Consider the following 23686-nt stretch of genomic DNA (forward strand, 5'->3'; position numbering starts at 1 on the left):
TCTTTTTATTTACCAGCTGGTGGCGTTGTTTCTGTTGGTGGTGCTGGAACTGTTTTAAACCAATTTGCTGCAACTGTTTTATCATGTTCTGGGTCTTCTTCATCCAAACGATTTCTCCAATTCCCATCAGAACGTTGAATCGCTTTTCCTTTTATTTTAGCTGATTGGAAATTTGGTTTATCCTCCGCCGTTTTGTGTTCATCACTTGGAATTTCAAATTTCATTTTGTAATAACATACATATAAATTTTTCCCACTGAGATACGGTAGACGGTATAATAACGCTACATATGGAGCAATATCGTTAACATTATCGACAACTTGTCCTTTAACAACTTTTTTACCTAATAATTCTGCGTAAACCGCTAAAGGTAGTTTATCTACTTCTAATTCAATTTCTGTACCACCAAATGCAGACGCCGTTGCACTTGGCCCACCTTCTGCAAAGAAAGTCGCTGATTCAGATTTAGTATCTGCTTTACCGCTTACCGTTTTACCAATTCTTTTAATTGCACCATAAGTAAAAGTTTCATCTTCTTTCTCTGTTAAAATCGAATAATTTAAATCTCTAAAATCAATAATCATATATCTTCCTCCTTAACTTTTTAACTCTGTACGGAATCTCATGCCATAATGATAGATTTTCGTATCCGGTTCATATAAATTTGCTGTTGTAATACGCTGAAATCCTATATTTTTCATAGCAGTATTTACTGCTTCTTTTAGATCACCCTTAACAGGGCTAAACGACCAGATATCTACTTGAAATAAAATAATGCTGGTGGATTCCGCACCCTCTGCGTATCTCCCAGCACCATTATCTAACTCAGAATAAGTAATCCATGTTTTTCCGTTATCGTCTCCACGCACAATATTGTAGATATATTCTCCACCAATTTTTTCTACAATAAAAGGATTCGTAAGAGTACGTAACACATCTTTTTCTAAAAATCTCATACGATATGCAATGCCGCTGCAAAGACATTTCGCATTTCATGAACTGCCTTAACTTCTGTACGAGTTACTATCTTTTCTATAAAACCTTTATGTGGTGGATGCGGCATTTTACTAGTTCCCCAGTTTTGAAATTTCATATAAAAGTGTGGGGAGTTATCATCTTTTTCCCACCCAACACTAATTGATTTAACGCCATTCCGAGTTTTTACTTTTCCAACAAGCACCTCATCCTTTGCATGTTTACCTGTTCGCCATGATTCTTTTGGAGAAGGTGGTTTGGGATGTGCACTCGATGGACTTTCTTCTAATGCATCTTTTACTACCCCAGCACCCTTCTTTAGTGCTGAATTTTCAATAGTTTTTACATTTCTTCCTAACGCTTCGAATCGTTGAATAGCTTCTTGGATGCCAAAGGTCGTTACTTCTGCCATAGGGATCGCTCCTCACACACTAAGCATGTCTCTTTATGTTGTTCATCAACATCCACAACAGCCTTTATTTCAAAGAGTCGCCCATCATACAGTACTCTCATTTTCGAATCAATTCCCCTACGGAATCGCATAAAAAAATTCACTGTACGTACCGCATTTTCGGTATTTCCAGCGAATATTTCATAATTGAATCCCTTTCCGAATGGTGTTTTTGCTCTTGCCCAAACAGTGACAACATCTTTCCATTCTGACGGAACTGGATTCCCTTCTTCATCTTTTTTATTTGTGATTTCTTGTTGAATTGTTATTCGTTTATTTAATTTACTTGGATTCATGATTATCACCGTTATTATATTCCCTTAATTGCAATATAGTAGTTTCTAATGACTGTTTTAATGCAGGGACATTTAATGATTTATCCTGATTTTCATAGTTTAATAAAACATGCGTTATTACCGCTATTTTATATAGTGCCTTTTCACTTTCAGGAACACCAGATTGCAATAAGGATTCTTTTGCTCCATCGATTAGAAGTTGAATATCTGTATCCTCTTCAACACCATCAATTTTTAATTTTCTTTTTAATAGCTCTAACATACAATCACCTATGATCCTGAAGCGTTGGTTTTTGCTGATAATTCAGTACTTAAAGAAGAGACTAGCCCATTATTACCTACAGCTTTTACTTGATAAGAATACGTTGTATCACCTGTCAAACCTGTTTCTTTATATGTCGCTGTTACAGAAGTTCCAACTTGTTTTCCATTTCGGAATACTTGATACTCATTAATCCCCCCATTATACACAACAGGAGACCAACTAATGTTGGCCGTTGTTACTGTAGTAGAATCAACTTTTAGTCCTGCTGGTGCTTGGGGTGGATTAGGGTGTAGTTTGTACTTCTGCGATACGAAATGCTGATTTCAGCTTAATTTTATGGTCAAACCAAGCTGTTAAAACAAATAGTTCAATACCTGTTTTTACATCTTTGTCACGATCATAAATCATATTTGGATCGTAGTTGAAGTGAGAATATCGGAAATCACCAACAACTGGATTCACTGCTGAATCACAGAACTTAACTGGCTTCCCTAAAACTTGTTCTGGTTGAGCATTATATAAGGTAGCACTACCATTAGCAAGTGTTTCAATTATTTCTAGATAATCTGTGTAGCGCATCTCAATAGTCGCATTTTCACGAAAATCTTCATGTAAATCTGCAACCGCTGACTTAATAGCTTTATATAAAGTTGCGCCTTTAACTGACTTAATACCAGCTTTATAGAATGACATAGATTCTTCTCCAGCCTTAGGCGTTGTAGCAAACGCTACTTTCTTCTCTTTTGCTGCTAAACCACTTTCTAACGCTTGATCTACAGTTTGTACTAAGTTTGTATCAGTTGCTGCTAAAACAGTCTCTGAAATAGGCACAAACACCTTAAATTTATTACGTCCGAAAGTTACCACATCACCTTCTGCTTTCAATTCCTTTGCTGTTGCTGTATCAGCAATAAAATCATCGTCATCTAATGTAAATGTAACTTTAGGAATTTCGAGATTCGTTACACTTGTAAATGTAGATACATCTCTTAATGGGTTTTTAACAAATGGTTCATGTAATAATTCATTCGTCATTGTGGATGGGAGAATCTTTTCTCCGCCTGTTGAATTTTTATCCCCAAGAGCTGCTCGTGCTTCTTGTGATAAGGTACCCCCACGAATCGTAGCTCGAACCAACTCTGCTTTCGCTGTAACTACCTTTTGTTTTGGATCTTCAATAGATTGCAAACCAGTTTGAGTTTGAAATTGTGCTTTTTGTTCAGCTTCCATCGTGTCATGTTGTTCTTTAATTACATTGAAACGCATTTGGAGGTCTTTCTTGGATTGTTGTAACACTTGAAGACTCTCCATGGTTGCGGATGGATCAATCGCCTTCTGAGAAAGCTCACCCTCTACTTTTTGTAGCTGTTGACCAATAGTAGATAAATTTTGTTTTAGTTCAAACAATGTATTTTTTGAGAAGTATTGAAAGTTACCAATAGATAATCGAAGTTTATTTTTCATTAATGAATTCCCCCTAAAATTGTGTTTATATAGTCCGCGTTAGCTTTCGCTTCTTCGGCAATTTTTTGTCGTTCTAACATTTCGTTTGGTGATATGTTTGCTTGTGTATTTACTAATTGTTGTGGAACATTTTTGTATTCCTTCATCCACTTTTCATCTAGACATGCTGCGGCATTATTTGCTGAGATAATTTCATCACAAAGTCCGTATTCCATTGCTTCGTCAGCGGATAACCAAGTCTCTGCATCTAGTAATTGTTTTAATTTATCTTCATCTAACTTATCACCAGCACGAGTTAAATAGTGTTGCACCATTGATTGGTTAATACGTTCAATGTCATCCGCCGCTTTACGTAGTTGATCGGCATTTCCTGATGCGTATGTCCATGCATTGTGAACCATCAACATTGAATTAGCATACATAACAATCTTGTCTGAAATCATTGGTAATACTGATGCACAAGAAGCACCTATACCATCAATATAGGAAATAACCTTTGCTGGATGCCGTTGTAACATTGCAATAATAGCCATTGTTTCAAAGACTGCCCCCCCGGGACTATTGATGTAAAGATTAATAGCTTCTATATCATCACCTAGTTCATCAAGTTCATTTTTGAAGGTAATAGACGATACCTCACCGTATTCTTCCCATGCGTACTTTGTAATTTCTCCATAAATAAAAATATCTGCCGATTTACCATTGGCAGATGCTTTCATTTGAAAAAATTTATTCTGTTTGTTCTTTGCCACTGTTTTTCACCCCCTTCCGTTGAGTTGGGTCCATATCAATGGGATATAGATCACCACTTACCCAAAGTTTCGAAGCGTTACCACCTACAGGTGGCTCGTCTTCTTTTTGGCGTACATCATCTTGTGATAACCATCCGCTCCTAATTGCCGCTTGATAGTAAGCGGTTCTTGAGGCTGTATCACCTCTTAATAACCCTCCAAGGTTGAATTTAAAATAATGCCCCTCTTGCCGTTCTTTTTTATTTAGCAACTTACGGTTCATTTCTTGCTCGTACTGACGAACAATAGGAGTTAGAGTCATTTGAACAAACTGAATCATCAACTGTTCATTACTGCTATAACTTTGTCCTTCAGTGTCATTTAAAAATGTAACTGGAACATTAAAAACGTTAGCAACTCGTGAACGTGTAATTCGTTCTGATGCTAACGTGTCTGAAGCGAAGTATTTCCGCTCCATTTCTTCAATTTTCACACCTGGTTCTCTAAATAAAATCCCACCATTTTCTTGATAAAATCGTCTAAAATCATCAATGATTTTTTGCCTCTTATCATTATCTACCTGCGTCGCATAATCCAAAATAAAACTATCTTTCTTCTGCATTTCTGACAGACTAAACTCTTGTACTGCCTTATCGTATTCTAAAGTATTTCGTAAAACATCAATTGGACAAATACCTTTCCATCTTGAAATACCTGTGATGTGCTTGACATGAAACATATTCATATTGTGGATGTAATACGTACCTTCAATCCCACGTACCTCATACCACAAATTGTTATCATCCTTGTTTAAAAAAGGCATTACATAAGCAGATTCAATAGGAATTAATGATTCCACTTGAAATCGAATATCACGAATAATAGCCGCATATCCATTTCCAGTTTCATTTCTTGAAACTTCAATTTTATTTATCCATTCAAATCCGGTCATGTTTGGATTAGGTTCATTCATTACAACATCAGACACTTGATTAACAATCGTGTCATAATCCTTATAAAGCTTTAATGGTAATGATGCTACTGTATTAGATAATCTACTAATTACACTAAAAATTGTCTCGTTTGTAGCTAACTTTGCATTATCAACACCCCAAAACTTCCTTCCAAACCATGAGGTGAAGTTATATCCGGCACCTTTCCATCCCACTGAAGCTCCTTTAATCGCTCCCTTAATACGATTAATCAAATTCAATTTCTCACCACCTTTCTATCTAAAAAGATCGCTAACTGATACAAATTCAATATTTCCATCACCTTGTAATTGAGTTAACATCGGGATTACTTCTGTATGAGCATTTAAAAATGCTGCAAAACCATCAATCTTCCGATATTTACTTTGTTTAGATGGTAAAAAGTTACCGTTTCTATCTTCCACAAGTTTTACATTGTTCATATACCAACGAAAAAGACGATTCTTATTACTTATTACTTTTCCATCTAACAACAGTTCTTTTACATCTTTTAATGCTGGACTTAAAGTTAAATGTCCCTGCCGAACTGTTTCTGTATCAAATCCATATGCTTTCAAATCTTCATTTAAACGATACGCATTTGCGGGATCATAAGTGATTTTCTTTATAAAATACTGTTCAGATTGTTCAACAAACCAATCGTAAACATACTCGTATTTCACATATTCACCAGGAATAATAGTTAACCAACCTTTATCTTTAAACTCTTTAAAGTCGATATTCTCATTATCACGATCAACTTTAGCTTGCGGAACCCAACTATGAGATAGTACAAAAACATTTCCATCTTCTAAAGGGAACTCTAAACAAGCGCTTGTAAAATCTTCTGTTGAGGATAAATCATAACCTGCAACACACTCTTTGCCAGCTAATCCCTTTATATCAATGACTTCTTCATTTCTTTTTAATATCTCAATACCAACAAAGGACATCTCATCATTATCAACAAAGATGTTAAATTGTTTTGTAATCCAGTCGTTCTTTTCAGCCTCTGTGTGTTTGTCTGTATTCCAATCATCAATAAGCGATGGAAGATCTAGTGAAACCCCCATATTAGGATTTGCTTTAATCCATAGTTCAGGATTCTCGATTTCATCCACACTATCCATTTCAGCCATGAAATAAAACTTTCTATCTTGGTCAATAACCCCTTCCAAAACATCAGTTGCAATTTCATAGTATTGAACAAGTGGTCCTTCAAGCTGATATCCTGCCGTAGTAATGTAAACAATCATTGGCTGTTTACGTGCACCACGTGATTTTTTAATAACATTAATTAAATTAAAGTTTTTAAATTCATGTATTTCATCAAAAATACCAAGGTGTGTATTTAACCCGTCTAATTTCTTACTGTCTGATGCACGAGGTTCAATTTTAGAATGAGTTTTATCATGGAAAATCCCTTTCTGATTTTCACGTAAATGTTTCCGAAGAAATGGTGATTTTTGAACCATTGCACGACTTTCATCAAATAATTCTCCAGCTTGTTGTTTTGTATTTGCCAAAACATAAACACGAGCACCTGGTTCATTATCTTTAGCAACAGCGTAATTGGATAGACCGGATATCATTGTCGTTTTTCCATTTTTACGCCCAATAAAAATAAGGCCCTCACGAAAGCGCCTATACCCTGTATCTTTATGAACCCATCCATATAAAGAACCTATAACAAAGTGCTGCCATGGTTGAAGAACTAATCTCTTATAGTCACCTTTTGATGGACGACAAAACTTTTCGATATATCGTATAGGTCGATGAGCTTTTTCTTCATCAAATATCCAGGGGAACTCTTCAGTACCCTGTCTCTTCAAATCATTTAGATGACGTCGACAAGACAAGATGTTTTTCTTACTAGCTTTTATGTTTCCTTTCACAACTTGTTCTGCATACCAAGTTGTTCTTAGTTCAGGAGATGGATCTACCAAAATATTAAAATGCTTTATCTGCTCATTCCGCCATGTTTTATACCACTTAGTTATTTCAGATGGCTTAGAAGTCGTCGAAATCATCATCGGAATCTCCAGTTAACTCTTCCTGAAGCTTTTTGCGGCTCGCCCCAGTCAACCCTAGCTCTCCTAAGTATTGGCGAATCTGCTGTAAATACTTAGGTATCTCTGATATCAAAGGGTGCTTAGTCAGATTTGTAGCATTGGCTTTATTTGTATACTCCATTGTTAGTCCTTCTTTTTTAACATTGGCTGCCATCTCCCTAAACATTTGATAACTGAAAGCAATCGCTTCAACTACAATGGGATCATTGATGTCAGCCTTACCTTCCCCTTCTAGAACAGACCAAATACGAATCCAAGTGTCCTTTCCGACTTTTTTCAAATGAGTAGGTGGTTTCCTCTCAATCAATCCTTTATCCACGATATCACCTCACTTACATTTTATGGATAAAAAGTGCTTCTTCCAAAATAAAATGCTCCTGTTTTCAGGATTTACCCCCCTTTAGAAAAACCACTTGCGTTACGCACGAAGGAGGGCACCGGTCTGGGCAGAAACGACTCTGAACAATAAAAGGAGGGGGGCTATATGAATTCTTTGTTCGCTTTTACTTTTACGAATTGAATCTTTCTTTTATTTTTCTTTTTCCCTCCACCCTTTTCAGGATGTTCTTTGTTGTGACATGCATTACATAAACTAATTAAGTTATCTAATGTTAATGCAAGTTCAGGATATTCACTTCTTTCTTTGATATGATGGACCATATCAGCAGGTACTGGTATTAATGGATCGTGCTTCATACACTCTTGGCACCGGTAGTTGTCTCGTATTAATGCCAACTCTCTACACCTTCGCCAAGCTGTGCTGTCATAGAACTTCTTCGCTTTTTTATCTCGATTGTACTTATCATAGAACTTTCGTTGTTGTTTGGTTTTACTGTCTTCCGTCGCCATAGTAAAACTCCACTTTTTCTTTTACAATCGGACAATTATGTTGGATGACTTCATTATTGAAACGCTTATTATCAGACGGTACATGTTCAATATGAATGTATGTCTGATTAATCTTATCAATCGATTGTGTTTCCCAATCAAATGCAACACGTAACTTCCTATCTATCTGTTCGCCTTTGTAATGAACTACTGGCACTGAATCTATATCAAATAATGTAATTACTAATAACGGTTGTTTCTCATCCATCATTCATCCTCCTCCAAAATAAAAAGCACCCAAACGGATGCTTTTTTGATTACGTATTGATTTGTACTTTGATTACGGTAAATGAAGTTTTAATCTTCTTCCAATCACTTAATGCCTCTACATTTGTCTGCTCCAACAATATTAAGTAACTGGAAGAAGAGCAAAAGCTCTTCCTAACCGCGGTATCATTCAATCGTTACCATCTGCTGGTTTCGGATTTTTTATCATGCCGCAAATATGAAGCCGTTTAGAATTCAAAAAACAACATAGTGAGTTGTGTTTTCCGCCACTTCTCACAATACAAATATATCATGTTAAAAACCAAAACGTGTCCGTAAATAGTTCGCAAATTGTTCGCGAATAGTTCGCGTTTAAAACTATATCTGAACCTCTAATCCCGCAGCTTTCAATTCTTTTATAATATGAAATCCAACATCTTCAATGTTATTATTTACTTTTTGATAAACTAAACCAGATATATCATTCGGAAGCTCTACTCCTTCAACATATAGGCTACAAACATTTGCTCTTCCTAGTTTCCCAATAAAGAAACCTAGCTCAAAGACTACATTTTGCCTTGCTCTAAACTTATAATTTTCAACTGGTTGGTCTTTATCCTTGACACTACAACCAATATCATCCGGAGTCAGTAAAACAAATGCATATTTAACATCTGAATGTGCTTCAAATTTTTCTATTATAGTGCGTCCTTGGTTAGCCTCCCTATGTAAAACTATAGGCTTTAGCCCAATTCCACTCAAGAATATTTCTAATTGCTGTTTTAAATTTTCATCATGTCCATGAACAATAAAAACTTTCTTGTTATCCATTTCTTGCCCCCCTCCTTTTTCCTCTTTTCTTTCTGTTGCTTCTACTAAGTAACCAGGTGGTCCTAATAGAAGCTTATCGCTTACATCTGGAAGACGATCTGCTGCCCTAGATTTTATTGAAGGTCCCCCTAAAATCGCTATATGACTTCTGCTGTCCTCCAGTTCTATTTCATGCACAATATTATCTAGTACCCATTCATCACCTGACTGGTTAATTTGGATTTTTTCAATATCACTTATTTTTATTAATCTTCCATTAAATATAAAGTCTTTTTTATTTCTATAATTAGACAGGTATCGTGTCTCTAACTCGTCTATTAACATATTATACCGTTCTTCTTCTACTCCACTCTTCAAGTACACTCTAATGTGATAATACATGCTTTTTCCCTCTTCCCTTGAAAATTTAACAACTTTATAAATTAATAAACTAATTTATGTTTTTATCATATCAAAAAACATTCTATTTTTAACATTTTTTTACCATTTCCCTTAATAAACTTAAAAATTGAATTAGCTATAAACTAGATTGTGTTGAATTAGACCATCTCGTTTTCCCTTAGAGCTATCAAGCTTTTCTATACTTATTAAAAATGAATTTGACACTTTTCTTTTGTAGCTAATTCAAAAATGGCTAAAAAAAGAAGTGTTTAGATTTTAAATTTCTTTTGATAATCATTTAATGTATCTTGTTCAATCCCTATATATCTTAAAGTCTCTTTTTGGTCTGTATGATTTAACATTCTTTGCAAAACAACTACATCTTTAAATTGTTTGTAGTGATGGTACCCATATGTCTTCCTAAGTGAATGGGTACCGATTCGTTCTAGTCCGAATTTCAGGGCTGCTTGATTCAAAATCACATATGCCATCGATCTAGTAATAGGTTTATTCTTACCGTTTCTACTTTTAATAAGAAACTCGTTCTTAGGTTTCCCCTCCGCATATCCCCTCAATGCTTTCTTTAAATTAGAAGGCATCTTTACCTCTTTAACCTTTTTGGTTTTCTTTTCACGAATAAATATACTCCAGCCTTCTACATCACGTACTCGTAAACGTAAGATATCCGAAATACGTAATCCTGTATTAATCCCAAGAAGGAACAGAATGTAATTGCGCTCATTCTGTTCCTTAAAATATTCTTTGAGCTCCTGAATCATTTCTTTATCTCTTATTGGTTGAACGAGATTCATACGCTTGGCACCTCTTTTTGTCTACGCGTTTTTTGATAAACCTCTTTTTTTAGATTGAATGCTAGACGTAGTATAGCTCGTCCTTTTAACTTGTAATACTTTGTTTTACCTATATTTAAATCCATCCAAATGTCTGGATCATATCCAACTTCATCTTCCATGTAAAATTTCACTATGACTTCACGTTCATCATCTCTCAAATGATTCACAGCATCATAAAGCCAATTCATGAACTCATTTCTTTCTTGCTCATACTCTATTCTTTCAATAGCAATATTCTCTGTTGAACTATTAAATTCATTTGTAACTGATGGAGGAACAATTGAATATGATGGCGTCACTTTTGGCAGCATATCACATGGCATTGTTGCTAAATATCTACGATAATCTTCGAATACTTTTTCAACCTCTTGTTTTGTTCTTTTCCCATCTACAATTGGCATTTTAAATGATAATTGTTTATTCATATTAAATTCCTCCACTTTTATTATTTTTGTCTTAATGCTCCACGTCTACGTTCATAGCGCGGTCCACGAATTCCCATTAAATCTTCAATATCACGAGTACTTAATTTTTCTTTTCGCTTTTTCTTGTTTTTCTTTTTCACTTGATTAGATCGCTTTTTCCATTCACGTAATTGATCTCTTAACACCTTCATTTCCCCATCTCCCCTTTCAAAATAAAAAGGACACCAATTCTTAAAACAGCTTTATTGCTGCTCTAAAAATTGGTGTCCTCTAGTTTTCTAGCCGGACTATATTCAGTTTCTTTTCACTTTAAAATACCAGCTTGTACAAAAATGTTTCTCCAAGCGCTTTTAACTCTATATTTTTCAAAGGATTTCGCACGTCGAGCAATAGCTTTTCTGGTTTTCTTTTTCTTTAATTTAGACATTTCTGTTAACCTCACTTTCTATTTCATTTGTTCTTTGCACTCTTCAAGAAAATCAATAGCTTCCTGAACATGCTCCCTTGTTGTCATACTCTCCATCACATATCCTTCATCGTTATAAACATTAACCTTATTCCCCATAAACTCCATTCCATACATTCCGTCTGCACCTAATAGCTTTACGTTTCCTTCCATTCTTTTAACCTCGCTTTCTATTCAAAGGATTATTTTATTAAAATCTTCATAAGCCATAACTTCGAATTATTAGATCTAAATGAACCTCTAGACGATTACGCCATATGCTAATTTAAATACTTTCCAGGAAAGCAGGTGCGTACTATGCCCTCAGTTGTAGCAAACCTTGTCGTACAAAATAGTGCTGGTTCTTTCAACTTAGGCGATTTTTATAACGTTTCTCCAAAAGAGAATACAAAATCTTATAATGGTTCAGGGGCATCAAATGTTGGTTTTGTTGTCAATACCTTTAGCGGTGTTAGCGCAACAAACACATTTGATGCTGATGTTGCAGACCAAAATCAAGTTGGGACAGCTTGAATTTATTCACTTCCTTCTCCCCCCTGAATAAAACTCAATATCCCGTCCATACTATAGATAACCCATCTTTAATGTACTGTAACCATTTAGATCTTCTTTAAGACTAAGCAGTTAGCTTTTGCTAGCTGCTCTTTTGTTTGAAATTAAAATAGCGATTTCGTTCAAATACTTCACGCCCCATGAAAAAATTACATATGGTATCACGTACTCTTTTACATTAAGAGTTTTGGTCCGAAGAGCACTTATATATGGTGCTCTTTTTGGTATGGAATGTGAAATAGAGGCTTGCTCTTAAAACCTTTTATGTAATTATTATAGGTTTTTTCCTTACACCCCTGTGTCTGTTTACTCATAAGTTGTTAAAGTATAAATATAAATTGGTAGTTAATTTATAAGGGAGGTGTAAAAATGAGTAAATTTAAAAAGAATTGTCACACACCCTTTCCATGTGCCCTCCCTTTGCCTCAAATAGGGCCTACTGGAATAACTGGAGCGACAGGATTTACTGGGCCAACCGGAATAACTGGAGCAACAGGACCTTCAGGTGGACCTCCAGGACCAACTGGGCCAACCGGAATAACTGGAGCAACAGGACCTTCAGGTGGACCTCCAGGATTTACTGGGCCAACCGGAATAACTGGAGCAACAGGACCTTCAGGTGGACCTCCAGGACCAACTGGGCCAACCGGAATAACTGGAGCAACAGGACCTTCAGGTGGACCTCCAGGACCGACTGGGCCAACCGGAATAACTGGAGCAACAGGACCTTCAGGTGGACCTCCAGGACCGACTGGGCCAACCGGAATAACCGGAGCAACAGGACCTTCAGGTGGACCTCCAGGACCGACTGGGCCAACCGGAATAACCGGAGCAACAGGACCTTCAGGTGGACCTCCAGGACCGACTGGGCCAACCGGAATAACCGGAGCAACAGGACCTTCAGGTGGACCTCCAGGACCGACTGGGCCAACCGGAATAACCGGAGCAACAGGACCTTCAGGTGGACCTCCAGGACCGACTGGGCCAACCGGAATAACCGGAGCAACAGGACCTTCAGGTGGACCTCCAGGACCGACTGGGCCAACCGGAATAACCGGAGCAACAGGACCTTCAGGTGGACCTCCAGGACCGACTGGGCCAACCGGAATAACTGGAGCAACAGGACCTTCAGGTGGACCTCCAGGACCGACTGGGCCAACCGGAATAACCGGAGCAACAGGACCTTCAGGTGGACCTCCAGGACCGACTGGGCCAACCGGAATAACTGGAGCAACAGGACCTTCAGGTGGACCTCCAGGACCAACTGGGCCAACCGGAATAACTGGAGCGGCCGGATCTACAGGACCAACCGGGCCTTCCGGACTTCCGACATCTGGTTTATCTCAGTATGCTTATGTTTTCAATACAGTAGCTCAAGTTGTTGCCTTACAAGCACCTATTCTTTTTAATTCACACGGTAAAATCACATCCGGTTTTACTCATACTCTTGGAACTTCTCAGATGACAGTTATTAATGCTGGAGATTATAAAATTTCTTTTTCTGTATCAGGAGTTGAGCCTAATCAATTTGCCCTCTTTTTAAATGGGGCTCCCGTTACCAACTCCGTTTATGGATCAGGTGCAGGTACTCAACAAAACAATGGGCAAACAGTTCTCACTTTAGCCGCAGGTGATATTCTTACCCTTAATAATCATACTTCCGCTGCTGCAGTTACTTTGCAGACTTTAGCGGGTGGAACACAAACCAATATAAATGCTTCAATTGTAATTGAAAAGTTAAATTAATTATTCCTTGAAGCTCTGGCAGTCAATAATCTAGAAAGGATTCTTTTTTCAACAAGTATTTAGCATTAGTGATTCATTTTCACATTACGTTGAAATGGTCATATATTATTTCGAAGCAAGAAACCCTAATCTACTTTTCAACATTTCACTTTTCCCCTAAAGAGCACCGTAAGTAAGTGCTCTTTTTTAGTTTCATCTATTCTACAAAATGAAATTTTTGTATTAATCCTCATCTTACGCCGTAACAGTTAAATAATTACGAGCTTTCTTCCTGCTGTCCACTCTCTCTCTATAAGCTGGTGTCTTATAAAAGAGTATTGTCTTAGGAAGTACGCCCAAATGTTGAGCGCACTCCTGTACAGTTCCAATACATATTAGTGATTCACCCTTATAAATGGCGTACTCCTTTAACTCCATTCCCCAACTCCCCTTTGCTCTAAAATGAAGTTTTTATCATGAAACAAACCTTGAATGTTTATGTCACTTTTAGACATCCTAAAAATAGGAGGTGATATATATGAATAACTCTAAAAAAGAAAAAAATGATGTGACAAATAATAATGTGCTTGGTCTTGATTTAGATGAACAGACTATGAACGGATTATATGGAATGCCTGAAACTGATATTGAAGACAAAGATCACCGTAAAAAAAGCAATTCACCAAAAATCTAGTACATATTTACACATAACATCTTTCTGATTAAGAGCACATTGCAAAAGTGCTCTTTTTTATTTACTATGAAATAACGATTTTGTTTAGTTTTCTAAACTTTTCCCTACCTTACATTCATAAATTTAGATATAATAAAATGTATAGTTACAACAATTTATTATTAGGAGGTGTAATTATGTCATTTGCAGCATGGAGTGCAATTTTTATGACTTTAATTGGAGCAATGTCTGGAGCAATATTTGGTACAATCTCTTCTAGAAATAAGAGCAAAACTGCCAACTAAAAAACCTAATAATAAAAGTTAATACCTATTCCATTGACAGCTGATACATCCTTGACATTTCAGCTGTCATTTTCTATTTAAATAAGGATTTTATTAAAAAACTGCACATACATTAAAATCATACATACATCATGGTAAGCTTTTCGATATGAGTCCTGGTCATAGAGCGCCTTAAAAAGCGCTCTTTATTTTTATAGTGACAGGCTCAATAACTCCAAGTAACGAATACAATATAAAAAATTCACTCATGAAAATCTGATTACGATTTTTTGAATTTTTTATATCTCATGAGACATTCACCTATCTTACTAAGAGTGCATATAAAAATGCGCTCTTTTTATTTGTTGTTAAATAAGAATTTTGTTTAATACTGCGTTATTAGCACAAGCCGTTACCTTACGTGAAGAATAAAGTATTTCTATATTCAGAATAAGAAACGGTGTGATCAACATGTTCTTTGCAGCTACGCTTGTTGATATTCGCGACATTGATAATGAATATCTTATAACTTGTACAATAGATAACCATTCTAAATTTAACTTTATAATTACCAAAGATAAGGTGCATGGCAATCCATTTATAGGTGCTCATGTTTCTGGTATCTATGATGACAATAAAGAGATTAAACATATCTTTATTGAATAAGATGACACGCTATTTGTGTCATTACATATGTTTTTAATACCAAATAACTATTTTATTTAAATACTTACCACTATTATTAGTGATACTAGATAATTGCCATATTCCTCTTAAATACTCAATGAATATATTAATAATGAATCAAATAATAGGGGTGAAATTTATGAGCCAATTTAAAAAAGACCCACATATACCATTCCAATGTGCTTTCCCTTTACCTGAAGGACCAAATGGATTACGGCAGTTTAAAGTCGGAGTTAACAGCGCTTCACTTCCAAATTTAACAAGTCCAATATTTGTTCCTCTTTCAACAGTAAGTATCACTATTAATAGTCCTAACGATATCATCAGATTCATGGCAACAATACAATCGCAAACTCTTTTCTCATCTGTAAGTTCCACTCCACTTAACGGAACTGTTGTTGGCTTTCGAATTAGACGCATAGCACCAGCTGCAACTATCCAATCTGTTCAAAATACGGATTTTGATGAATTAACTACTACTTTTACAGCTTTTGATAAACCTGGAGTTGGAACCTTTTTCTATGTATTAGAAGGAAACTTGGTACGTAGAACTAATCCTCCTAATACGCTTATTGAAGGTATAGTATCTGTTATCCTCACTGCCGAAGAAATAGCACTTAATTAGCAACCGATAACTCTGATTATCCAAACATGAAGTCCCTTTTAATTTTTCAAAGGGACTTTATTAAAAATGTCTACATACATTTAATCCCAATCAGTAAGGCCATGTTAATCTTTTTAATAGTTCATATATAAATTTCTCTTTTTATGCATGCAGAATTTTCATATCAAATAACGCTTTTGTTTAGTTTTATTTATCAATGCATTCTGTGTTAACAATTTTAAAATACGATGGCTCGTAATTCCGTTCTTTCATCCAAGCTTGCACTACTTCCAAAAGTCGTTCTTCTAACACTTTATAGTCTTCTTTATCAATATGATTTAAATAATCGTCAGCAACTTCACCAACTTGCTCTCGTACATTTACAGCAATATCATCCAAAACCGAATCTACATTAATTCCAATGGAAATTTCTTCTTTTGAAACTTGTCCAACATAAAATTTTTCACCAGATTTAAAATCACACTCTTTTTTGCCTTCTTCAATTGCTTCTTCCCTTGTATTAAAGTAGTCACTACTCCAGATACCATCTGCATGCCCATTAATCATCCATTCTCCCGCTTCAATTGAACTACTCACTCTAATCTCCCCTTTTTGTACAAAATTCAAATTTGGTCTTACTTCACATCAACGCGCTTTTGACTAGCTTCCCTGCTAAATCCGTCTGGATACCTTTTTGCTAGTTTAGAAATGTTCATTTGAGCAATATCTTCTAATGTATATCCCATTTCGTGGGCCATAATGGAGATATAGTACATGATATCCCCCAACTCTAAAGCCAATTTATGAGTATTCCCGTTTTCTTCACCTGGACAATGAGCCGGATCAAATCCATGACCGTGAAAGATAGCCTTTTTTACGATATCAGCAACCTCGCCAGCTTCTCCTGTAAGTCCTAATGCTGCATTTAAAACACGTCCACCAAAATCATTATTTGCATTCCATGTACGTAATGTTGCTTCTTGATATTGATCTAATTCACAAATTTGATTGATATTCATTACAGCTTGTCCTTCCTTTGATTTACTGATTAATTTTGTTACCCCAAATACACCGTTTTCCATTGTTTTCATTTTGTTTTCCCCTTCCTATTTAGCAAATTCCTAATCCTATCGGACGATTTTCAATTAAATACTTATCAGCTTGATCTATTACAAGGAGCGCCACCTCCGCTTGGTGTCTCCTTAACGCTTTTGCCATCTTTGGTAAACTCATACCTTGACTCCACATTTCACGAAAACGAATTACATCTCTTTCATCCCAAATAAAGTTAGCTTCTTCTAAAGCGATGTATACCTTCAATCGTGATTCCTTCATCGCTTCATGATTTTTTGCTACGCTCATAAGCGAACCTACCTTCTAAAAAAGATTATTTTATCTTTTCAGTAAACTTAGTATCCACACGATCAACTTTCCCATTAACCCAAACCGCAACTTGCTCACCGAATCCGCTTACTGGTGGATTAACTGCTATTACATTTCCATCCTTAACTACATAGAGCTTATTGCTTGTAACATCGATTTCTATTTTCATATGTCCATCTCCCTTTTCTTACCGCATGTACTCGACAACATCTGGTTTAAAGCCACTTCCTAAATAAATCCTTACCGGAATAGCTTCTTTTTTATCCCTTGCTGCCTTACACAATTCTTCAGCTGTATCCCAATTAAAAAACTTATCTAAAGCACGTTGGAATCTCCATATTGCCATTACATATTGTTCAAAGATGTCATAACGATCATCTTGTTTAGTAGTGCGAGGTAATAATTCATCCGTACCCTTTGCACTCTTTGGAACCTGGACACGTACATCAGCATACGTAACGCGTCCAGTTCCTTTCTTCACATTGGCTTTCATTACATCGAACTCACAAATTGCTGGCTCTACATCGAAAATATTTAGTTGCTTAGGCATGTGTCATCCCACTCTTCTGAATGAGGACCAGCAACTCACTTGCGCCTTCCTTACTTAAAAACATTCGACCATCAAGCAACTCCATGTTTGATTCGGAAACTTCACCCGTTACAAAGCATGACTTTTCATGTTTCCTTAAAACGATGTTTTCCCCATCAACATGAAAGTCTAGTGCGGTTCCTTCAGCAATCCCCAAAGTTCTGCGTAACTCTACCGGAATTACTACACGCCCTAGCTCGTCCACTTTTCTTGCAACACCTGTGTTTTTCATCATTGCTCCCCCTTATTAGCTAACTTTTCGCTGTTTTTTCCGTTCAACTTCTTGCTTCATTGACTCAAAACGTACTAGCCATGCTTCCCAACGCTTTTGATTTTCTTCTTGCTGTTGTTTTGCCACTTCACAATTACAACCGTTCGTTTCAATTACACCTGGATAAGTTTCTTTACGAATAATTCCTGTACCATTACATAATGCACACATTGTTATTCCCCCTTTTTAAAATTGCGTAATCTATAATTATCGCCATGCATTTCTAACATTTCAGCATTTTCCATCATCCGACTAAAATCACGTTCTCCATACATTCCTGCTAATTCACCGATATTAAAGTTGGTAGTAAATAAAGTACTTTTACCTATACGACTATCAACGATCTCATTCGTTTTTGTTAGTTTCCAAGTGACGCCTTCTTTATCTTTCTCCGTAAACTCCGCTCCGAAGTCATCGATAATTAAGACATCAACTTTTGCTAAAAGGGACATAAGCTTGTCCTCTGTCATTTCACTGTTTTTATTCCAAGTAGCTTTGATTTTAGTAAATAGCTTATTCATTTGAATAAACATTGCACTGTGACCCTTTTTCATAAGTTCTTTAATGGCCGCCACACACAAATGACTTTTTCCTACTCCGTAATCACCTGTAATAATCACGCTCGTTGGTTCTTCCTTATTGAATGAAGCAACAAAGTTCATGATCATTTCTTTCGCATCGTTCAATTCCTTATTAGGTGGTATATAATTTTCAAATGTAGCTTTTTTGAGTTTGTCATTTATTAAGCTGTTATCAGCAAACGAGTCATACAAATGAATGATTTCATTTTTCTTTTTAATAGCTAGTGACTCTATAGCTAATTTCTGATCTTCTTTTTCTACCGATCTACATTGAGGACAAAATTCCTCATTTGTTTCTATATCTATCAACATGCGTTTACTGCAAACATCTTTATATTTTTCTTGACCTACTAAAAAGACATTCGTGCATCTATTAGGAGACAATACATATCTTTGACTAGCGTTTCTTGAAGTCGTATTTTTCGATGAAGCTACTATCTTTTGGATTACTTGCATTGTTTTTCTCTCCTTTTTTCCCTTTATTTTTAAACTCAGCTTCTGAAGCTCGTACATCTGCTAATGTACGAATGTTTTTATTAGCCCACTGTTTTAAAATCCCCTCAGCGTAGTTCCATTTTTTCTGTTGTTTTAATGCACGTTCCATGGCTGCTTGTACAAGTTCTTCGCTTGTATCGTTTGCCCATTGGGTAATACTATCGGCTACGAATGGATTTAAAATCCCGAAATTATTTTCATAGAATGAGAAGACGTTACTACTACCTACATTCTCTGTAGTATTCTTTGTAGTAATCTCTGTATTTGTCCTTACTTTAAAGTTAGGAGCTCCCTTACTTTGAAGTGAAGAGGTTCCTGACTTGGAAGTGACGACCCTCTTTACTTCAAAGTCAATAGGGTCTTCTTCTACTTGTTGATACATACTAGAAATACTTTTTATTTCATTTACTTTTGGCTCAACAAACATTACGTTGTTTAGCGTTATTTCATTTACAATAATTGTTCTAAATTCAATTTCAATTAAGCTCATTTCCACCAATAAGTCACAAGCTCGTTTTACTTGGATTTTCGAAAAACCAAATGTCTCTGCTAATTGGTGGTAACTCTTTTGAAGCTTATCCGATTTGAATTTTTTCTTATAAGTAACCCTTCCAGTAACTTCATCTCTAATAACTGTTGGTCGATACCAGTAAACAATTTCGCTCAGTACCATAATTGCTACAATATGAGGCTTACCATTACTAAAAGTGATGTAATTAAACCATTCATGGTCTACCACATTACCTTTGAAATTTAGCCCTCCAATTTCAGTTACGATATTCGTCATATGCATTTATCCCCTTTTACAGATAGCTATGTGTGATGTACCACTTTTGATAATTTGTTGAATATCATAATGCGGGTAACCAACACTGAAGTATTGATTAATCATCTGTTTTAACTCTTCTTTGCTTTTTGCTAATTCCCAGAACTTATTAGGTAACAGCACTTGATAATTAACTAAGTGCATGTACTACTTCCCTACTTTCGTGATATACTAATAACAAGTGTTTTTTCTAAAGGGACCCATTGCCGTGGGTCTTTTCCTTTTGTTCTACATCACTCCAAGCCCATTTTTTAATTGGTTCGTACATGGTATTAGCAATCCATGCACTACATGCAATTAGCATTCCGAATATTGCTAACGATGCTGGATCTTCCACTAAATCACCTCCTTTTGTGCTTCAAGCCAAGCTTCTAAGTCCTTTTGCAGGAAAAGTAGTTTGCGACCTTCCCTAATCACTGGAAAGTGTGGATGATTGGCTAATTCATACATTCTACAAACTGCGATATTAAGGTAAGCAGCCGCTTCCTTCACCCTCATTACCTTATTTGGTTGCGAGTGTTGTTGGAATGAAGCTAATGCTGCTTGTATTTCTTCGCGAACAACTTCACGGATGGATTCTTTAATGATTTGATCTAAACCCATTTTCTTTCCTCCTTTTTCTATCAACTTAACTTTTTAACTTAACAATTGGTTAAGTTAAGGGTAAAAAATTTTAATATTATCTAATTTAACATCAAAGAAATTTGCGATTTTTACAACCAAATCATAATAAGGGCGTCTTTTTCCATTTTCTATGTACCAATAATAAGGTTCAGTGATACCAACAGCTTCTGCTACATCCTTACAAGTATAACCACGTTCTTCTCTTAGCTGTTTTAGAGTTTTCATAAGCAACTCCTTTCTTCCGTAATAGCTGTTAATCACATAATAACTTAACCTTCGGTTAAGTTCAAGTCTTTTTCAATAAAAAAACATATAAATTTTTCTCTTTCAACTTAACTGTTAGTTAATATATAATAAAAACAAAAGAAAATATAAAAACATATATATTTATATCCTTTTATAAAAAAACTAATAAAAATATAAAAGAAGACATTTAAAAGAAGACTAATAGGGGTGTTTTTAATGTTCAATTACGAGAGATTGAAGGAATTGATTAATAGTAGAGGAATAACTCAGCAACAATTAGCTGACGCAATAGGTCTTAGTCACGTGTCTATATATTATTATGTAGAGGGAAAAAAATCTCCAGGTACAAAAACACTACAAAAAATAGCCAATTATTTTAATGTAACAACGGATTATTTACTTAATAGAAGTGACGATCCAGAATTAGATGAAATACTTGATAAAAAATTCAAACAGATGAAAGAAAGAATGGATGGACTTTCTGAAGATCAACAAGCGATTGTGTTAAAACAAATGGAAAGTATGATGGAAAGCTTCGAACAACTTAATAATAAATCGATAAAATAGCCAAACCCATTATGAGGCATGGCTATTCTTTTCTTGTTCAAACGCTATTTCGATACATTCATCAATCTTATCTTCTTTATTGTTTGAAGTAATAGCCACACCTTGTAGAAAAGCTTTTAATACTTCGTCTCTTGTCATCTTCATTTCCCCCTGCATCCTCTTTTGTATTTTTTGGAATTAATTACTTTTTTATCATTTTTCCCAAAAGGGAAATTTCTCCGTAAAATACGAATGACATCGTCAATTAAGACGATGTCATTTTTAATTTATATTTAATTAAAAGCAGTCACGAAACTAGGATTTACTACCAGCCTCCGCCTGGATCAGTCATCATACGCTGAACAACAGGTTTAGACGCTTCTTGATTATTATCTGTTTGTTGGCTATCAGTAGAAAAAGTGAACAATCCTGCTACTAATAAAATTGGTAATAATGCTAATATTTTTTTCAATATTTCCACCTCTTCTTTCGGAGATAATTATACCATTTTTTCAAAGTAAACCCAAGTACATTTTAGGTAATTGTGAATAATGAATATTACCAGACTTTTGGCACATCAATAAGGACTTTCGTAGTATTTTTTCCTTCTCTTTACCTTCACATGTAAGAGCGTAATACGCTGTTTGAACATCTGTCAGTTCTCCATTTTTCTCTTTTAAGTCTAATAGTATTTTTCTGGCTCCTAATGAATCTCCTTGTAATATCATTAGATACGCCTTTTCACTAAAATGCACAAAGTCTAAAGTATCTAAATCTCTTTGGTGATGAATCTTTAAAAATGATAAAGTTTGTTGTACAAGTTCCCATTTATTTTCTAACCCTTTGCAAGTAGGATTCCCTAATAATTCTAGGGCTTTCTCTAAATAAAACTTGGCGCTTTCATAATTTTCAGGTTCGAATATTAATGACTCACCCATTTTCAAATACGCATTAAGTTTTGGTAGCGAAAAAAAATTATCCCATTCTAATTCATCTAATATATCTCGACATGTTAAACGTGACTCGTCTATTTCTCCACCTTGTAAAGAAGTAACAGCAATTGCTTCTTTATATCTCAAAAAAGACACTCTTTGATAAACTTATTAGTTATATCATTGATTTTATCGTTAACTGTTTTTAATCTCTTGTACAAACTTTTGTAATTCCCAGACTGATATTGAGCTTGGCATAATAAAATTTCCATCAGTATTTCCATTTCAGTTGTTTTAACACTTTTGCTTTTTTTGCGTAATAATTCAAAGTATGCAGAAGCTCCCAACCCTTCATGATATCTTTTATAAAGAATCTCATATACTTCAGCGAACTCTTTATTTTCATTTACTTCAGAAGTAATTTCTTGATCTATAATTCCTTTCAACAAATCGAACTTTCCTCTAAGAGCAAGGTCTTCCATAGCCTCTCTTATATTTTCAGGTTTAGGATCTGTCTCTGATATATATTGAGAAACAATTTTTGATTGTGAAATTAAATTTTTCTTTAATAAAATAAGCGTCTTTGAAAGATAGCCAAAGCTTATATCATTAGTCCCTTTAAAAACTTTGGTTACAGTAGCTGGCTTAACACCCCAATAATCAGCTAACTGTTTTTTCTTAAATCCAGCTACATACAATTCTCCTTCAATTACATTTAAAACTTTCCACACTTCTTGTTCCTCCCTTTGGAACAAAGACGCTTCGCTCTTTTTCTCAAATTCTAAACAGGAAATTCATACCATAGTAATGATTTAGTAATATCGGCATGTTATAATGTAAATGTTACTCATGAAGTGACCGGAAATAGACTTATGGCAGATGTTCCCCTGGTGAGTCGGGCGAACGGTACAAGAGTGTTGCGAGCACTACTTGTACACGCTGTGAGTCTTTTTTTCGTTCCAGTTATTTCGTTTATAATAACATAAATTTCCCAAAATTCGGTCATGGAGTTACCTAACAATTGTTGAGAAAGTTTAAAAAACGCTATATAGCAACGTTCCTCGTGCTCGATGAATAAAATATGTAATTATGCATTTTTGTATTTTGAGATCTCATATCCAATCATAACCGTAAAAATTAACATATTTTTGCTAACAAAAAAAGAGAGCACAATGCTCTCTTTTTTTATATCCCTGTTCCTGGGTCTTTCGTGTAGCCCCCACCTGCACCAGGATCGGTTACTTTGTGGCCACCAGGGTCCTTTGTGAACTCTCCCATATTCTTACCCTCCCCTCTTCATCTGAATCTGAATCTGAATCTATTAATATTCTACTATTATTTAACATCAACTTACAATCATATCCTATAACTGAATTTGTTCATATATGGTA

At 35.5% G+C, this 23686-nt stretch carries 41 protein-coding genes and 2 pseudogenes; 6 read left to right on the top strand and 37 right to left on the bottom strand.

The genetic code is table 11. The features are described 5' to 3' along the window. Positions 1 to 5: 5 nt before the first annotated feature. The 19 genes and pseudogenes from JFU23_RS01100 to JFU23_RS01190 form a co-directional block, all read right to left on the bottom strand. Positions 6 to 584, bottom strand: a complete 579-nt coding sequence (locus JFU23_RS01100; RefSeq protein WP_050000435.1) for a major tail protein — start codon at positions 582 to 584, stop codon at positions 6 to 8. Positions 585 to 596: 12 nt separating this feature from the next. Next, entirely contained in the window at positions 597 to 956 is a 360-nt protein-coding gene (locus JFU23_RS01105) for a structural protein (RefSeq protein ID WP_050000434.1), read from the bottom strand. Continuing rightward, a complete protein-coding gene (locus JFU23_RS01110) occupies positions 953 to 1387 on the bottom strand; it encodes an HK97-gp10 family putative phage morphogenesis protein (RefSeq protein ID WP_050000433.1) in 435 nt (144 codons plus the stop codon). The genes JFU23_RS01105 and JFU23_RS01110 overlap by 4 nt, the downstream gene beginning before the upstream one ends. Next, the gene (locus tag JFU23_RS01115) at positions 1375 to 1722 is read right to left on the bottom strand and encodes a phage head closure protein (RefSeq protein ID WP_050000432.1); all 348 of its coding nucleotides are present in this window, start codon (positions 1720 to 1722) and stop codon (positions 1375 to 1377) included. The genes JFU23_RS01110 and JFU23_RS01115 overlap by 13 nt, the downstream gene beginning before the upstream one ends. Beyond that, a complete protein-coding gene (locus JFU23_RS01120; RefSeq protein WP_050000431.1) occupies positions 1709 to 1984 on the bottom strand; it encodes a head-tail connector protein in 276 nt (91 codons plus the stop codon). The genes JFU23_RS01115 and JFU23_RS01120 overlap by 14 nt, the downstream gene beginning before the upstream one ends. A gap of 8 nt (positions 1985 to 1992) precedes the next feature. Continuing rightward, a pseudogene (locus JFU23_RS01125) lies at positions 1993 to 2247 on the bottom strand (fibronectin type III domain-containing protein); the annotation flags it as partial. Between the two features lie 22 nt (positions 2248 to 2269). Beyond that, positions 2270 to 3451, bottom strand: a complete 1182-nt coding sequence (locus JFU23_RS01130; protein ID WP_201031134.1) for a phage major capsid protein — start codon at positions 3449 to 3451, stop codon at positions 2270 to 2272. Beyond that, a complete protein-coding gene (locus JFU23_RS01135; RefSeq protein WP_201031135.1) occupies positions 3451 to 4203 on the bottom strand; it encodes a head maturation protease, ClpP-related in 753 nt (250 codons plus the stop codon). Before JFU23_RS01135 ends, JFU23_RS01130 begins: the two co-directional genes overlap by 1 nt. Continuing rightward, positions 4181 to 5395 carry a phage portal protein gene (locus JFU23_RS01140; protein ID WP_050000427.1) on the bottom strand — a complete coding sequence of 405 codons (1215 nt, stop codon included), beginning with the start codon at positions 5393 to 5395 and terminating at the stop codon, positions 4181 to 4183. Before JFU23_RS01140 ends, JFU23_RS01135 begins: the two co-directional genes overlap by 23 nt. A 15-nt stretch (positions 5396 to 5410) precedes the next feature. Further along, on the bottom strand, positions 5411 to 7183 hold the full coding sequence (locus JFU23_RS01145; protein WP_050000426.1) for a terminase large subunit: 1773 nt from the start codon (positions 7181 to 7183) through the stop codon (positions 5411 to 5413). After that, positions 7164 to 7544 carry a phage terminase small subunit P27 family gene (locus tag JFU23_RS01150; RefSeq protein WP_050000425.1) on the bottom strand — a complete coding sequence of 127 codons (381 nt, stop codon included), beginning with the start codon at positions 7542 to 7544 and terminating at the stop codon, positions 7164 to 7166. The genes JFU23_RS01145 and JFU23_RS01150 overlap by 20 nt, the downstream gene beginning before the upstream one ends. A 161-nt stretch (positions 7545 to 7705) precedes the next feature. Continuing rightward, a complete protein-coding gene (locus JFU23_RS30390) occupies positions 7706 to 8074 on the bottom strand; it encodes an HNH endonuclease (protein WP_242483473.1) in 369 nt (122 codons plus the stop codon). Then, positions 8055 to 8309 (bottom strand): annotated as a pseudogene (locus JFU23_RS01160) (hypothetical protein); the annotation flags it as partial. The pseudogene JFU23_RS01160 and the gene JFU23_RS30390, both read right to left, overlap by 20 nt. A 389-nt stretch (positions 8310 to 8698) precedes the next feature. Further along, a complete protein-coding gene (locus JFU23_RS01165) occupies positions 8699 to 9514 on the bottom strand; it encodes a TIR domain-containing protein (protein ID WP_307873341.1) in 816 nt (271 codons plus the stop codon). Between the two features lie 287 nt (positions 9515 to 9801). Continuing rightward, positions 9802 to 10344 carry a tyrosine-type recombinase/integrase gene (locus JFU23_RS01170; protein WP_151304469.1) on the bottom strand — a complete coding sequence of 181 codons (543 nt, stop codon included), beginning with the start codon at positions 10342 to 10344 and terminating at the stop codon, positions 9802 to 9804. Then, entirely contained in the window at positions 10341 to 10811 is a 471-nt protein-coding gene (locus tag JFU23_RS01175; RefSeq protein WP_201031138.1) for an ArpU family phage packaging/lysis transcriptional regulator, read from the bottom strand. Before JFU23_RS01175 ends, JFU23_RS01170 begins: the two co-directional genes overlap by 4 nt. 20 nt (positions 10812 to 10831) lie before the next feature. Then, positions 10832 to 11002 carry a hypothetical protein gene (locus tag JFU23_RS01180; RefSeq protein ID WP_201031139.1) on the bottom strand — a complete coding sequence of 57 codons (171 nt, stop codon included), beginning with the start codon at positions 11000 to 11002 and terminating at the stop codon, positions 10832 to 10834. 113 nt (positions 11003 to 11115) lie between these two features. After that, entirely contained in the window at positions 11116 to 11238 is a 123-nt protein-coding gene (locus JFU23_RS01185; RefSeq protein ID WP_002138060.1) for a DUF3983 domain-containing protein, read from the bottom strand. Positions 11239 to 11256: 18 nt separating this feature from the next. Beyond that, positions 11257 to 11430, bottom strand: coding sequence for a hypothetical protein (locus JFU23_RS01190; RefSeq protein WP_201031140.1), 174 nt, complete (start codon positions 11428 to 11430; stop codon positions 11257 to 11259). 144 nt (positions 11431 to 11574) lie between these two features. On the opposite strand from JFU23_RS01190, the gene JFU23_RS01195 reads away from it, so the two are divergent. Next, the gene (locus JFU23_RS01195; RefSeq protein WP_002066656.1) at positions 11575 to 11790 is read left to right on the top strand and encodes a spore germination protein; all 216 of its coding nucleotides are present in this window, start codon (positions 11575 to 11577) and stop codon (positions 11788 to 11790) included. A 408-nt stretch (positions 11791 to 12198) separates the two neighbouring features. After that, entirely contained in the window at positions 12199 to 13575 is a 1377-nt protein-coding gene (locus JFU23_RS01200; RefSeq protein ID WP_201031141.1) for a BclA C-terminal domain-containing protein, read from the top strand. Between the two features lie 234 nt (positions 13576 to 13809). On the opposite strand, the gene JFU23_RS30395 is transcribed toward JFU23_RS01200, so the two are convergent. Next, positions 13810 to 13992 (bottom strand): hypothetical protein, encoded by a 183-nt coding sequence (locus JFU23_RS30395; RefSeq protein WP_078214062.1) that lies wholly within the window; start codon positions 13990 to 13992, stop codon positions 13810 to 13812. A gap of 100 nt (positions 13993 to 14092) precedes the next feature. On the opposite strand from JFU23_RS30395, the gene JFU23_RS01205 reads away from it, so the two are divergent. The 3 genes from JFU23_RS01205 (at position 14093) to JFU23_RS01215 (ending at position 15823) form a co-directional block, all read left to right on the top strand. Beyond that, positions 14093 to 14248 carry a DUF4021 domain-containing protein gene (locus tag JFU23_RS01205; RefSeq protein ID WP_001065784.1) on the top strand — a complete coding sequence of 52 codons (156 nt, stop codon included), beginning with the start codon at positions 14093 to 14095 and terminating at the stop codon, positions 14246 to 14248. Between the two features lie 734 nt (positions 14249 to 14982). Beyond that, the gene (locus JFU23_RS01210; protein WP_107134808.1) at positions 14983 to 15177 is read left to right on the top strand and encodes a hypothetical protein; all 195 of its coding nucleotides are present in this window, start codon (positions 14983 to 14985) and stop codon (positions 15175 to 15177) included. A gap of 160 nt (positions 15178 to 15337) precedes the next feature. After that, entirely contained in the window at positions 15338 to 15823 is a 486-nt protein-coding gene (locus JFU23_RS01215; protein WP_151304466.1) for a hypothetical protein, read from the top strand. Between the two features lie 186 nt (positions 15824 to 16009). Here JFU23_RS01215 and JFU23_RS01220 read toward each other — a convergent pair whose 3' ends face one another. Genes JFU23_RS01220 through JFU23_RS01280 form a run of 13 tightly spaced genes read right to left on the bottom strand, consistent with a single transcriptional unit; the run spans position 16010 to position 20796 of the window. Further along, on the bottom strand, positions 16010 to 16399 hold the full coding sequence (locus JFU23_RS01220; protein ID WP_201031142.1) for a hypothetical protein: 390 nt from the start codon (positions 16397 to 16399) through the stop codon (positions 16010 to 16012). Between the two features lie 38 nt (positions 16400 to 16437). After that, positions 16438 to 16893 (bottom strand): nucleoside triphosphate pyrophosphohydrolase family protein, encoded by a 456-nt coding sequence (locus JFU23_RS01225; RefSeq protein WP_050000411.1) that lies wholly within the window; start codon positions 16891 to 16893, stop codon positions 16438 to 16440. A gap of 19 nt (positions 16894 to 16912) precedes the next feature. Continuing rightward, a complete protein-coding gene (locus tag JFU23_RS01230; RefSeq protein WP_050000410.1) occupies positions 16913 to 17164 on the bottom strand; it encodes a hypothetical protein in 252 nt (83 codons plus the stop codon). 25 nt (positions 17165 to 17189) lie between these two features. Beyond that, on the bottom strand, positions 17190 to 17354 hold the full coding sequence (locus tag JFU23_RS01235; RefSeq protein ID WP_081085896.1) for a DUF3954 domain-containing protein: 165 nt from the start codon (positions 17352 to 17354) through the stop codon (positions 17190 to 17192). 18 nt (positions 17355 to 17372) lie between these two features. Further along, on the bottom strand, positions 17373 to 17735 hold the full coding sequence (locus tag JFU23_RS01240) for a cell division protein SepF (protein ID WP_201031143.1): 363 nt from the start codon (positions 17733 to 17735) through the stop codon (positions 17373 to 17375). Beyond that, positions 17728 to 18006: an AbrB/MazE/SpoVT family DNA-binding domain-containing protein gene (locus JFU23_RS01245; protein ID WP_050000408.1), complete on the bottom strand. Its 279-nt coding sequence runs from the start codon at positions 18004 to 18006 to the stop codon at positions 17728 to 17730. Before JFU23_RS01245 ends, JFU23_RS01240 begins: the two co-directional genes overlap by 8 nt. A gap of 15 nt (positions 18007 to 18021) precedes the next feature. Next, positions 18022 to 18216, bottom strand: coding sequence for a hypothetical protein (locus JFU23_RS01250; RefSeq protein ID WP_050000407.1), 195 nt, complete (start codon positions 18214 to 18216; stop codon positions 18022 to 18024). A gap of 2 nt (positions 18217 to 18218) precedes the next feature. Further along, positions 18219 to 19082 (bottom strand): ATP-binding protein, encoded by an 864-nt coding sequence (locus tag JFU23_RS01255; RefSeq protein WP_201031144.1) that lies wholly within the window; start codon positions 19080 to 19082, stop codon positions 18219 to 18221. Beyond that, complete coding sequence (locus JFU23_RS01260) at positions 19024 to 19908, bottom strand: DnaD domain-containing protein (protein ID WP_201031145.1); 885 nt, start codon at positions 19906 to 19908, stop codon at positions 19024 to 19026. Before JFU23_RS01260 ends, JFU23_RS01255 begins: the two co-directional genes overlap by 59 nt. A gap of 6 nt (positions 19909 to 19914) precedes the next feature. After that, positions 19915 to 20091 carry a hypothetical protein gene (locus JFU23_RS01265; RefSeq protein ID WP_201031146.1) on the bottom strand — a complete coding sequence of 59 codons (177 nt, stop codon included), beginning with the start codon at positions 20089 to 20091 and terminating at the stop codon, positions 19915 to 19917. Positions 20092 to 20137: 46 nt separating this feature from the next. Further along, on the bottom strand, positions 20138 to 20284 hold the full coding sequence (locus tag JFU23_RS01270; protein ID WP_201031147.1) for a hypothetical protein: 147 nt from the start codon (positions 20282 to 20284) through the stop codon (positions 20138 to 20140). Further along, positions 20284 to 20550, bottom strand: a complete 267-nt coding sequence (locus JFU23_RS01275; RefSeq protein ID WP_050000404.1) for a helix-turn-helix domain-containing protein — start codon at positions 20548 to 20550, stop codon at positions 20284 to 20286. The genes JFU23_RS01270 and JFU23_RS01275 overlap by 1 nt, the downstream gene beginning before the upstream one ends. A 54-nt stretch (positions 20551 to 20604) precedes the next feature. After that, the gene (locus tag JFU23_RS01280; RefSeq protein ID WP_050000403.1) at positions 20605 to 20796 is read right to left on the bottom strand and encodes a helix-turn-helix domain-containing protein; all 192 of its coding nucleotides are present in this window, start codon (positions 20794 to 20796) and stop codon (positions 20605 to 20607) included. A 237-nt stretch (positions 20797 to 21033) separates the two neighbouring features. On the opposite strand from JFU23_RS01280, the gene JFU23_RS01285 reads away from it, so the two are divergent. Continuing rightward, positions 21034 to 21384: a helix-turn-helix domain-containing protein gene (locus JFU23_RS01285; RefSeq protein WP_050000402.1), complete on the top strand. Its 351-nt coding sequence runs from the start codon at positions 21034 to 21036 to the stop codon at positions 21382 to 21384. Positions 21385 to 21393: 9 nt separating this feature from the next. Here the strand turns inward: JFU23_RS01285 and JFU23_RS30865 are convergent, their stop codons facing one another. The 4 genes from JFU23_RS30865 to JFU23_RS30875 form a co-directional block, all read right to left on the bottom strand. Further along, a complete protein-coding gene (locus tag JFU23_RS30865; RefSeq protein WP_272938034.1) occupies positions 21394 to 21522 on the bottom strand; it encodes a hypothetical protein in 129 nt (42 codons plus the stop codon). A gap of 166 nt (positions 21523 to 21688) precedes the next feature. Continuing rightward, positions 21689 to 21835, bottom strand: a complete 147-nt coding sequence (locus tag JFU23_RS01290; RefSeq protein ID WP_151304461.1) for a complement C1q protein — start codon at positions 21833 to 21835, stop codon at positions 21689 to 21691. Positions 21836 to 21875: 40 nt separating this feature from the next. Further along, positions 21876 to 22442 carry an AimR family lysis-lysogeny pheromone receptor gene (locus JFU23_RS30870; RefSeq protein ID WP_274606688.1) on the bottom strand — a complete coding sequence of 189 codons (567 nt, stop codon included), beginning with the start codon at positions 22440 to 22442 and terminating at the stop codon, positions 21876 to 21878. Beyond that, positions 22439 to 23026, bottom strand: coding sequence for an AimR family lysis-lysogeny pheromone receptor (locus tag JFU23_RS30875; protein WP_307873338.1), 588 nt, complete (start codon positions 23024 to 23026; stop codon positions 22439 to 22441). The genes JFU23_RS30870 and JFU23_RS30875 overlap by 4 nt, the downstream gene beginning before the upstream one ends. Positions 23027 to 23686: the final 660 nt, after the last annotated feature.

This window comes from Bacillus sp. TH50 (genome assembly GCF_016650565.1).
GTDB lineage: Bacteria > Bacillota > Bacilli > Bacillales > Bacillaceae_G > Bacillus_A > Bacillus_A mycoides.

Bases quoted from the DNA above. Each gene is read 5' to 3' on its own strand.
- JFU23_RS01100 (WP_050000435.1), bottom strand. From the start codon at position 584: ATGATTATTGATTTTAGAGATTTAAATTATTCGATTTTAACAGAGAAA.
- JFU23_RS01105 (WP_050000434.1), bottom strand. From the start codon at position 956: ATGAGATTTTTAGAAAAAGATGTGTTACGTACTCTTACGAATCCTTTT.
- JFU23_RS01110 (WP_050000433.1), bottom strand. From the start codon at position 1,387: ATGGCAGAAGTAACGACCTTTGGCATCCAAGAAGCTATTCAACGATTC.
- JFU23_RS01115 (WP_050000432.1), bottom strand. From the start codon at position 1,722: ATGAATCCAAGTAAATTAAATAAACGAATAACAATTCAACAAGAAATC.
- JFU23_RS01120 (WP_050000431.1), bottom strand. From the start codon at position 1,984: ATGTTAGAGCTATTAAAAAGAAAATTAAAAATTGATGGTGTTGAAGAG.
- JFU23_RS01130 (WP_201031134.1), bottom strand. From the start codon at position 3,451: ATGAAAAATAAACTTCGATTATCTATTGGTAACTTTCAATACTTCTCA.
- JFU23_RS01145 (WP_050000426.1), bottom strand. From the start codon at position 7,183: ATGATTTCGACGACTTCTAAGCCATCTGAAATAACTAAGTGGTATAAA.
- JFU23_RS30390 (WP_242483473.1), bottom strand. From the start codon at position 8,074: ATGGCGACGGAAGACAGTAAAACCAAACAACAACGAAAGTTCTATGAT.
- JFU23_RS01170 (WP_151304469.1), bottom strand. From the start codon at position 10,344: ATGAATCTCGTTCAACCAATAAGAGATAAAGAAATGATTCAGGAGCTC.
- JFU23_RS01175 (WP_201031138.1), bottom strand. From the start codon at position 10,811: ATGAATAAACAATTATCATTTAAAATGCCAATTGTAGATGGGAAAAGA.
- JFU23_RS01180 (WP_201031139.1), bottom strand. From the start codon at position 11,002: ATGAAGGTGTTAAGAGATCAATTACGTGAATGGAAAAAGCGATCTAAT.
- JFU23_RS01185 (WP_002138060.1), bottom strand. From the start codon at position 11,238: ATGTCTAAATTAAAGAAAAAGAAAACCAGAAAAGCTATTGCTCGACGT.
- JFU23_RS01190 (WP_201031140.1), bottom strand. From the start codon at position 11,430: ATGGAAGGAAACGTAAAGCTATTAGGTGCAGACGGAATGTATGGAATG.
- JFU23_RS01195 (WP_002066656.1), top strand. From the start codon at position 11,575: ATGCCCTCAGTTGTAGCAAACCTTGTCGTACAAAATAGTGCTGGTTCT.
- JFU23_RS01200 (WP_201031141.1), top strand. From the start codon at position 12,199: ATGAGTAAATTTAAAAAGAATTGTCACACACCCTTTCCATGTGCCCTC.
- JFU23_RS30395 (WP_078214062.1), bottom strand. From the start codon at position 13,992: ATGGAGTTAAAGGAGTACGCCATTTATAAGGGTGAATCACTAATATGT.
- JFU23_RS01205 (WP_001065784.1), top strand. From the start codon at position 14,093: ATGAATAACTCTAAAAAAGAAAAAAATGATGTGACAAATAATAATGTG.
- JFU23_RS01210 (WP_107134808.1), top strand. From the start codon at position 14,983: ATGTTCTTTGCAGCTACGCTTGTTGATATTCGCGACATTGATAATGAA.
- JFU23_RS01215 (WP_151304466.1), top strand. From the start codon at position 15,338: ATGAGCCAATTTAAAAAAGACCCACATATACCATTCCAATGTGCTTTC.
- JFU23_RS01225 (WP_050000411.1), bottom strand. From the start codon at position 16,893: ATGAAAACAATGGAAAACGGTGTATTTGGGGTAACAAAATTAATCAGT.
- JFU23_RS01230 (WP_050000410.1), bottom strand. From the start codon at position 17,164: ATGAGCGTAGCAAAAAATCATGAAGCGATGAAGGAATCACGATTGAAG.
- JFU23_RS01235 (WP_081085896.1), bottom strand. From the start codon at position 17,354: ATGAAAATAGAAATCGATGTTACAAGCAATAAGCTCTATGTAGTTAAG.
- JFU23_RS01240 (WP_201031143.1), bottom strand. From the start codon at position 17,735: ATGCCTAAGCAACTAAATATTTTCGATGTAGAGCCAGCAATTTGTGAG.
- JFU23_RS01245 (WP_050000408.1), bottom strand. From the start codon at position 18,006: ATGAAAAACACAGGTGTTGCAAGAAAAGTGGACGAGCTAGGGCGTGTA.
- JFU23_RS01250 (WP_050000407.1), bottom strand. From the start codon at position 18,216: ATGTGTGCATTATGTAATGGTACAGGAATTATTCGTAAAGAAACTTAT.
- JFU23_RS01255 (WP_201031144.1), bottom strand. From the start codon at position 19,082: ATGCAAGTAATCCAAAAGATAGTAGCTTCATCGAAAAATACGACTTCA.
- JFU23_RS01260 (WP_201031145.1), bottom strand. From the start codon at position 19,908: ATGACGAATATCGTAACTGAAATTGGAGGGCTAAATTTCAAAGGTAAT.
- JFU23_RS01265 (WP_201031146.1), bottom strand. From the start codon at position 20,091: ATGCACTTAGTTAATTATCAAGTGCTGTTACCTAATAAGTTCTGGGAA.
- JFU23_RS01275 (WP_050000404.1), bottom strand. From the start codon at position 20,550: ATGGGTTTAGATCAAATCATTAAAGAATCCATCCGTGAAGTTGTTCGC.
- JFU23_RS01280 (WP_050000403.1), bottom strand. From the start codon at position 20,796: ATGAAAACTCTAAAACAGCTAAGAGAAGAACGTGGTTATACTTGTAAG.
- JFU23_RS01285 (WP_050000402.1), top strand. From the start codon at position 21,034: ATGTTCAATTACGAGAGATTGAAGGAATTGATTAATAGTAGAGGAATA.
- JFU23_RS30865 (WP_272938034.1), bottom strand. From the start codon at position 21,522: ATGACAAGAGACGAAGTATTAAAAGCTTTTCTACAAGGTGTGGCTATT.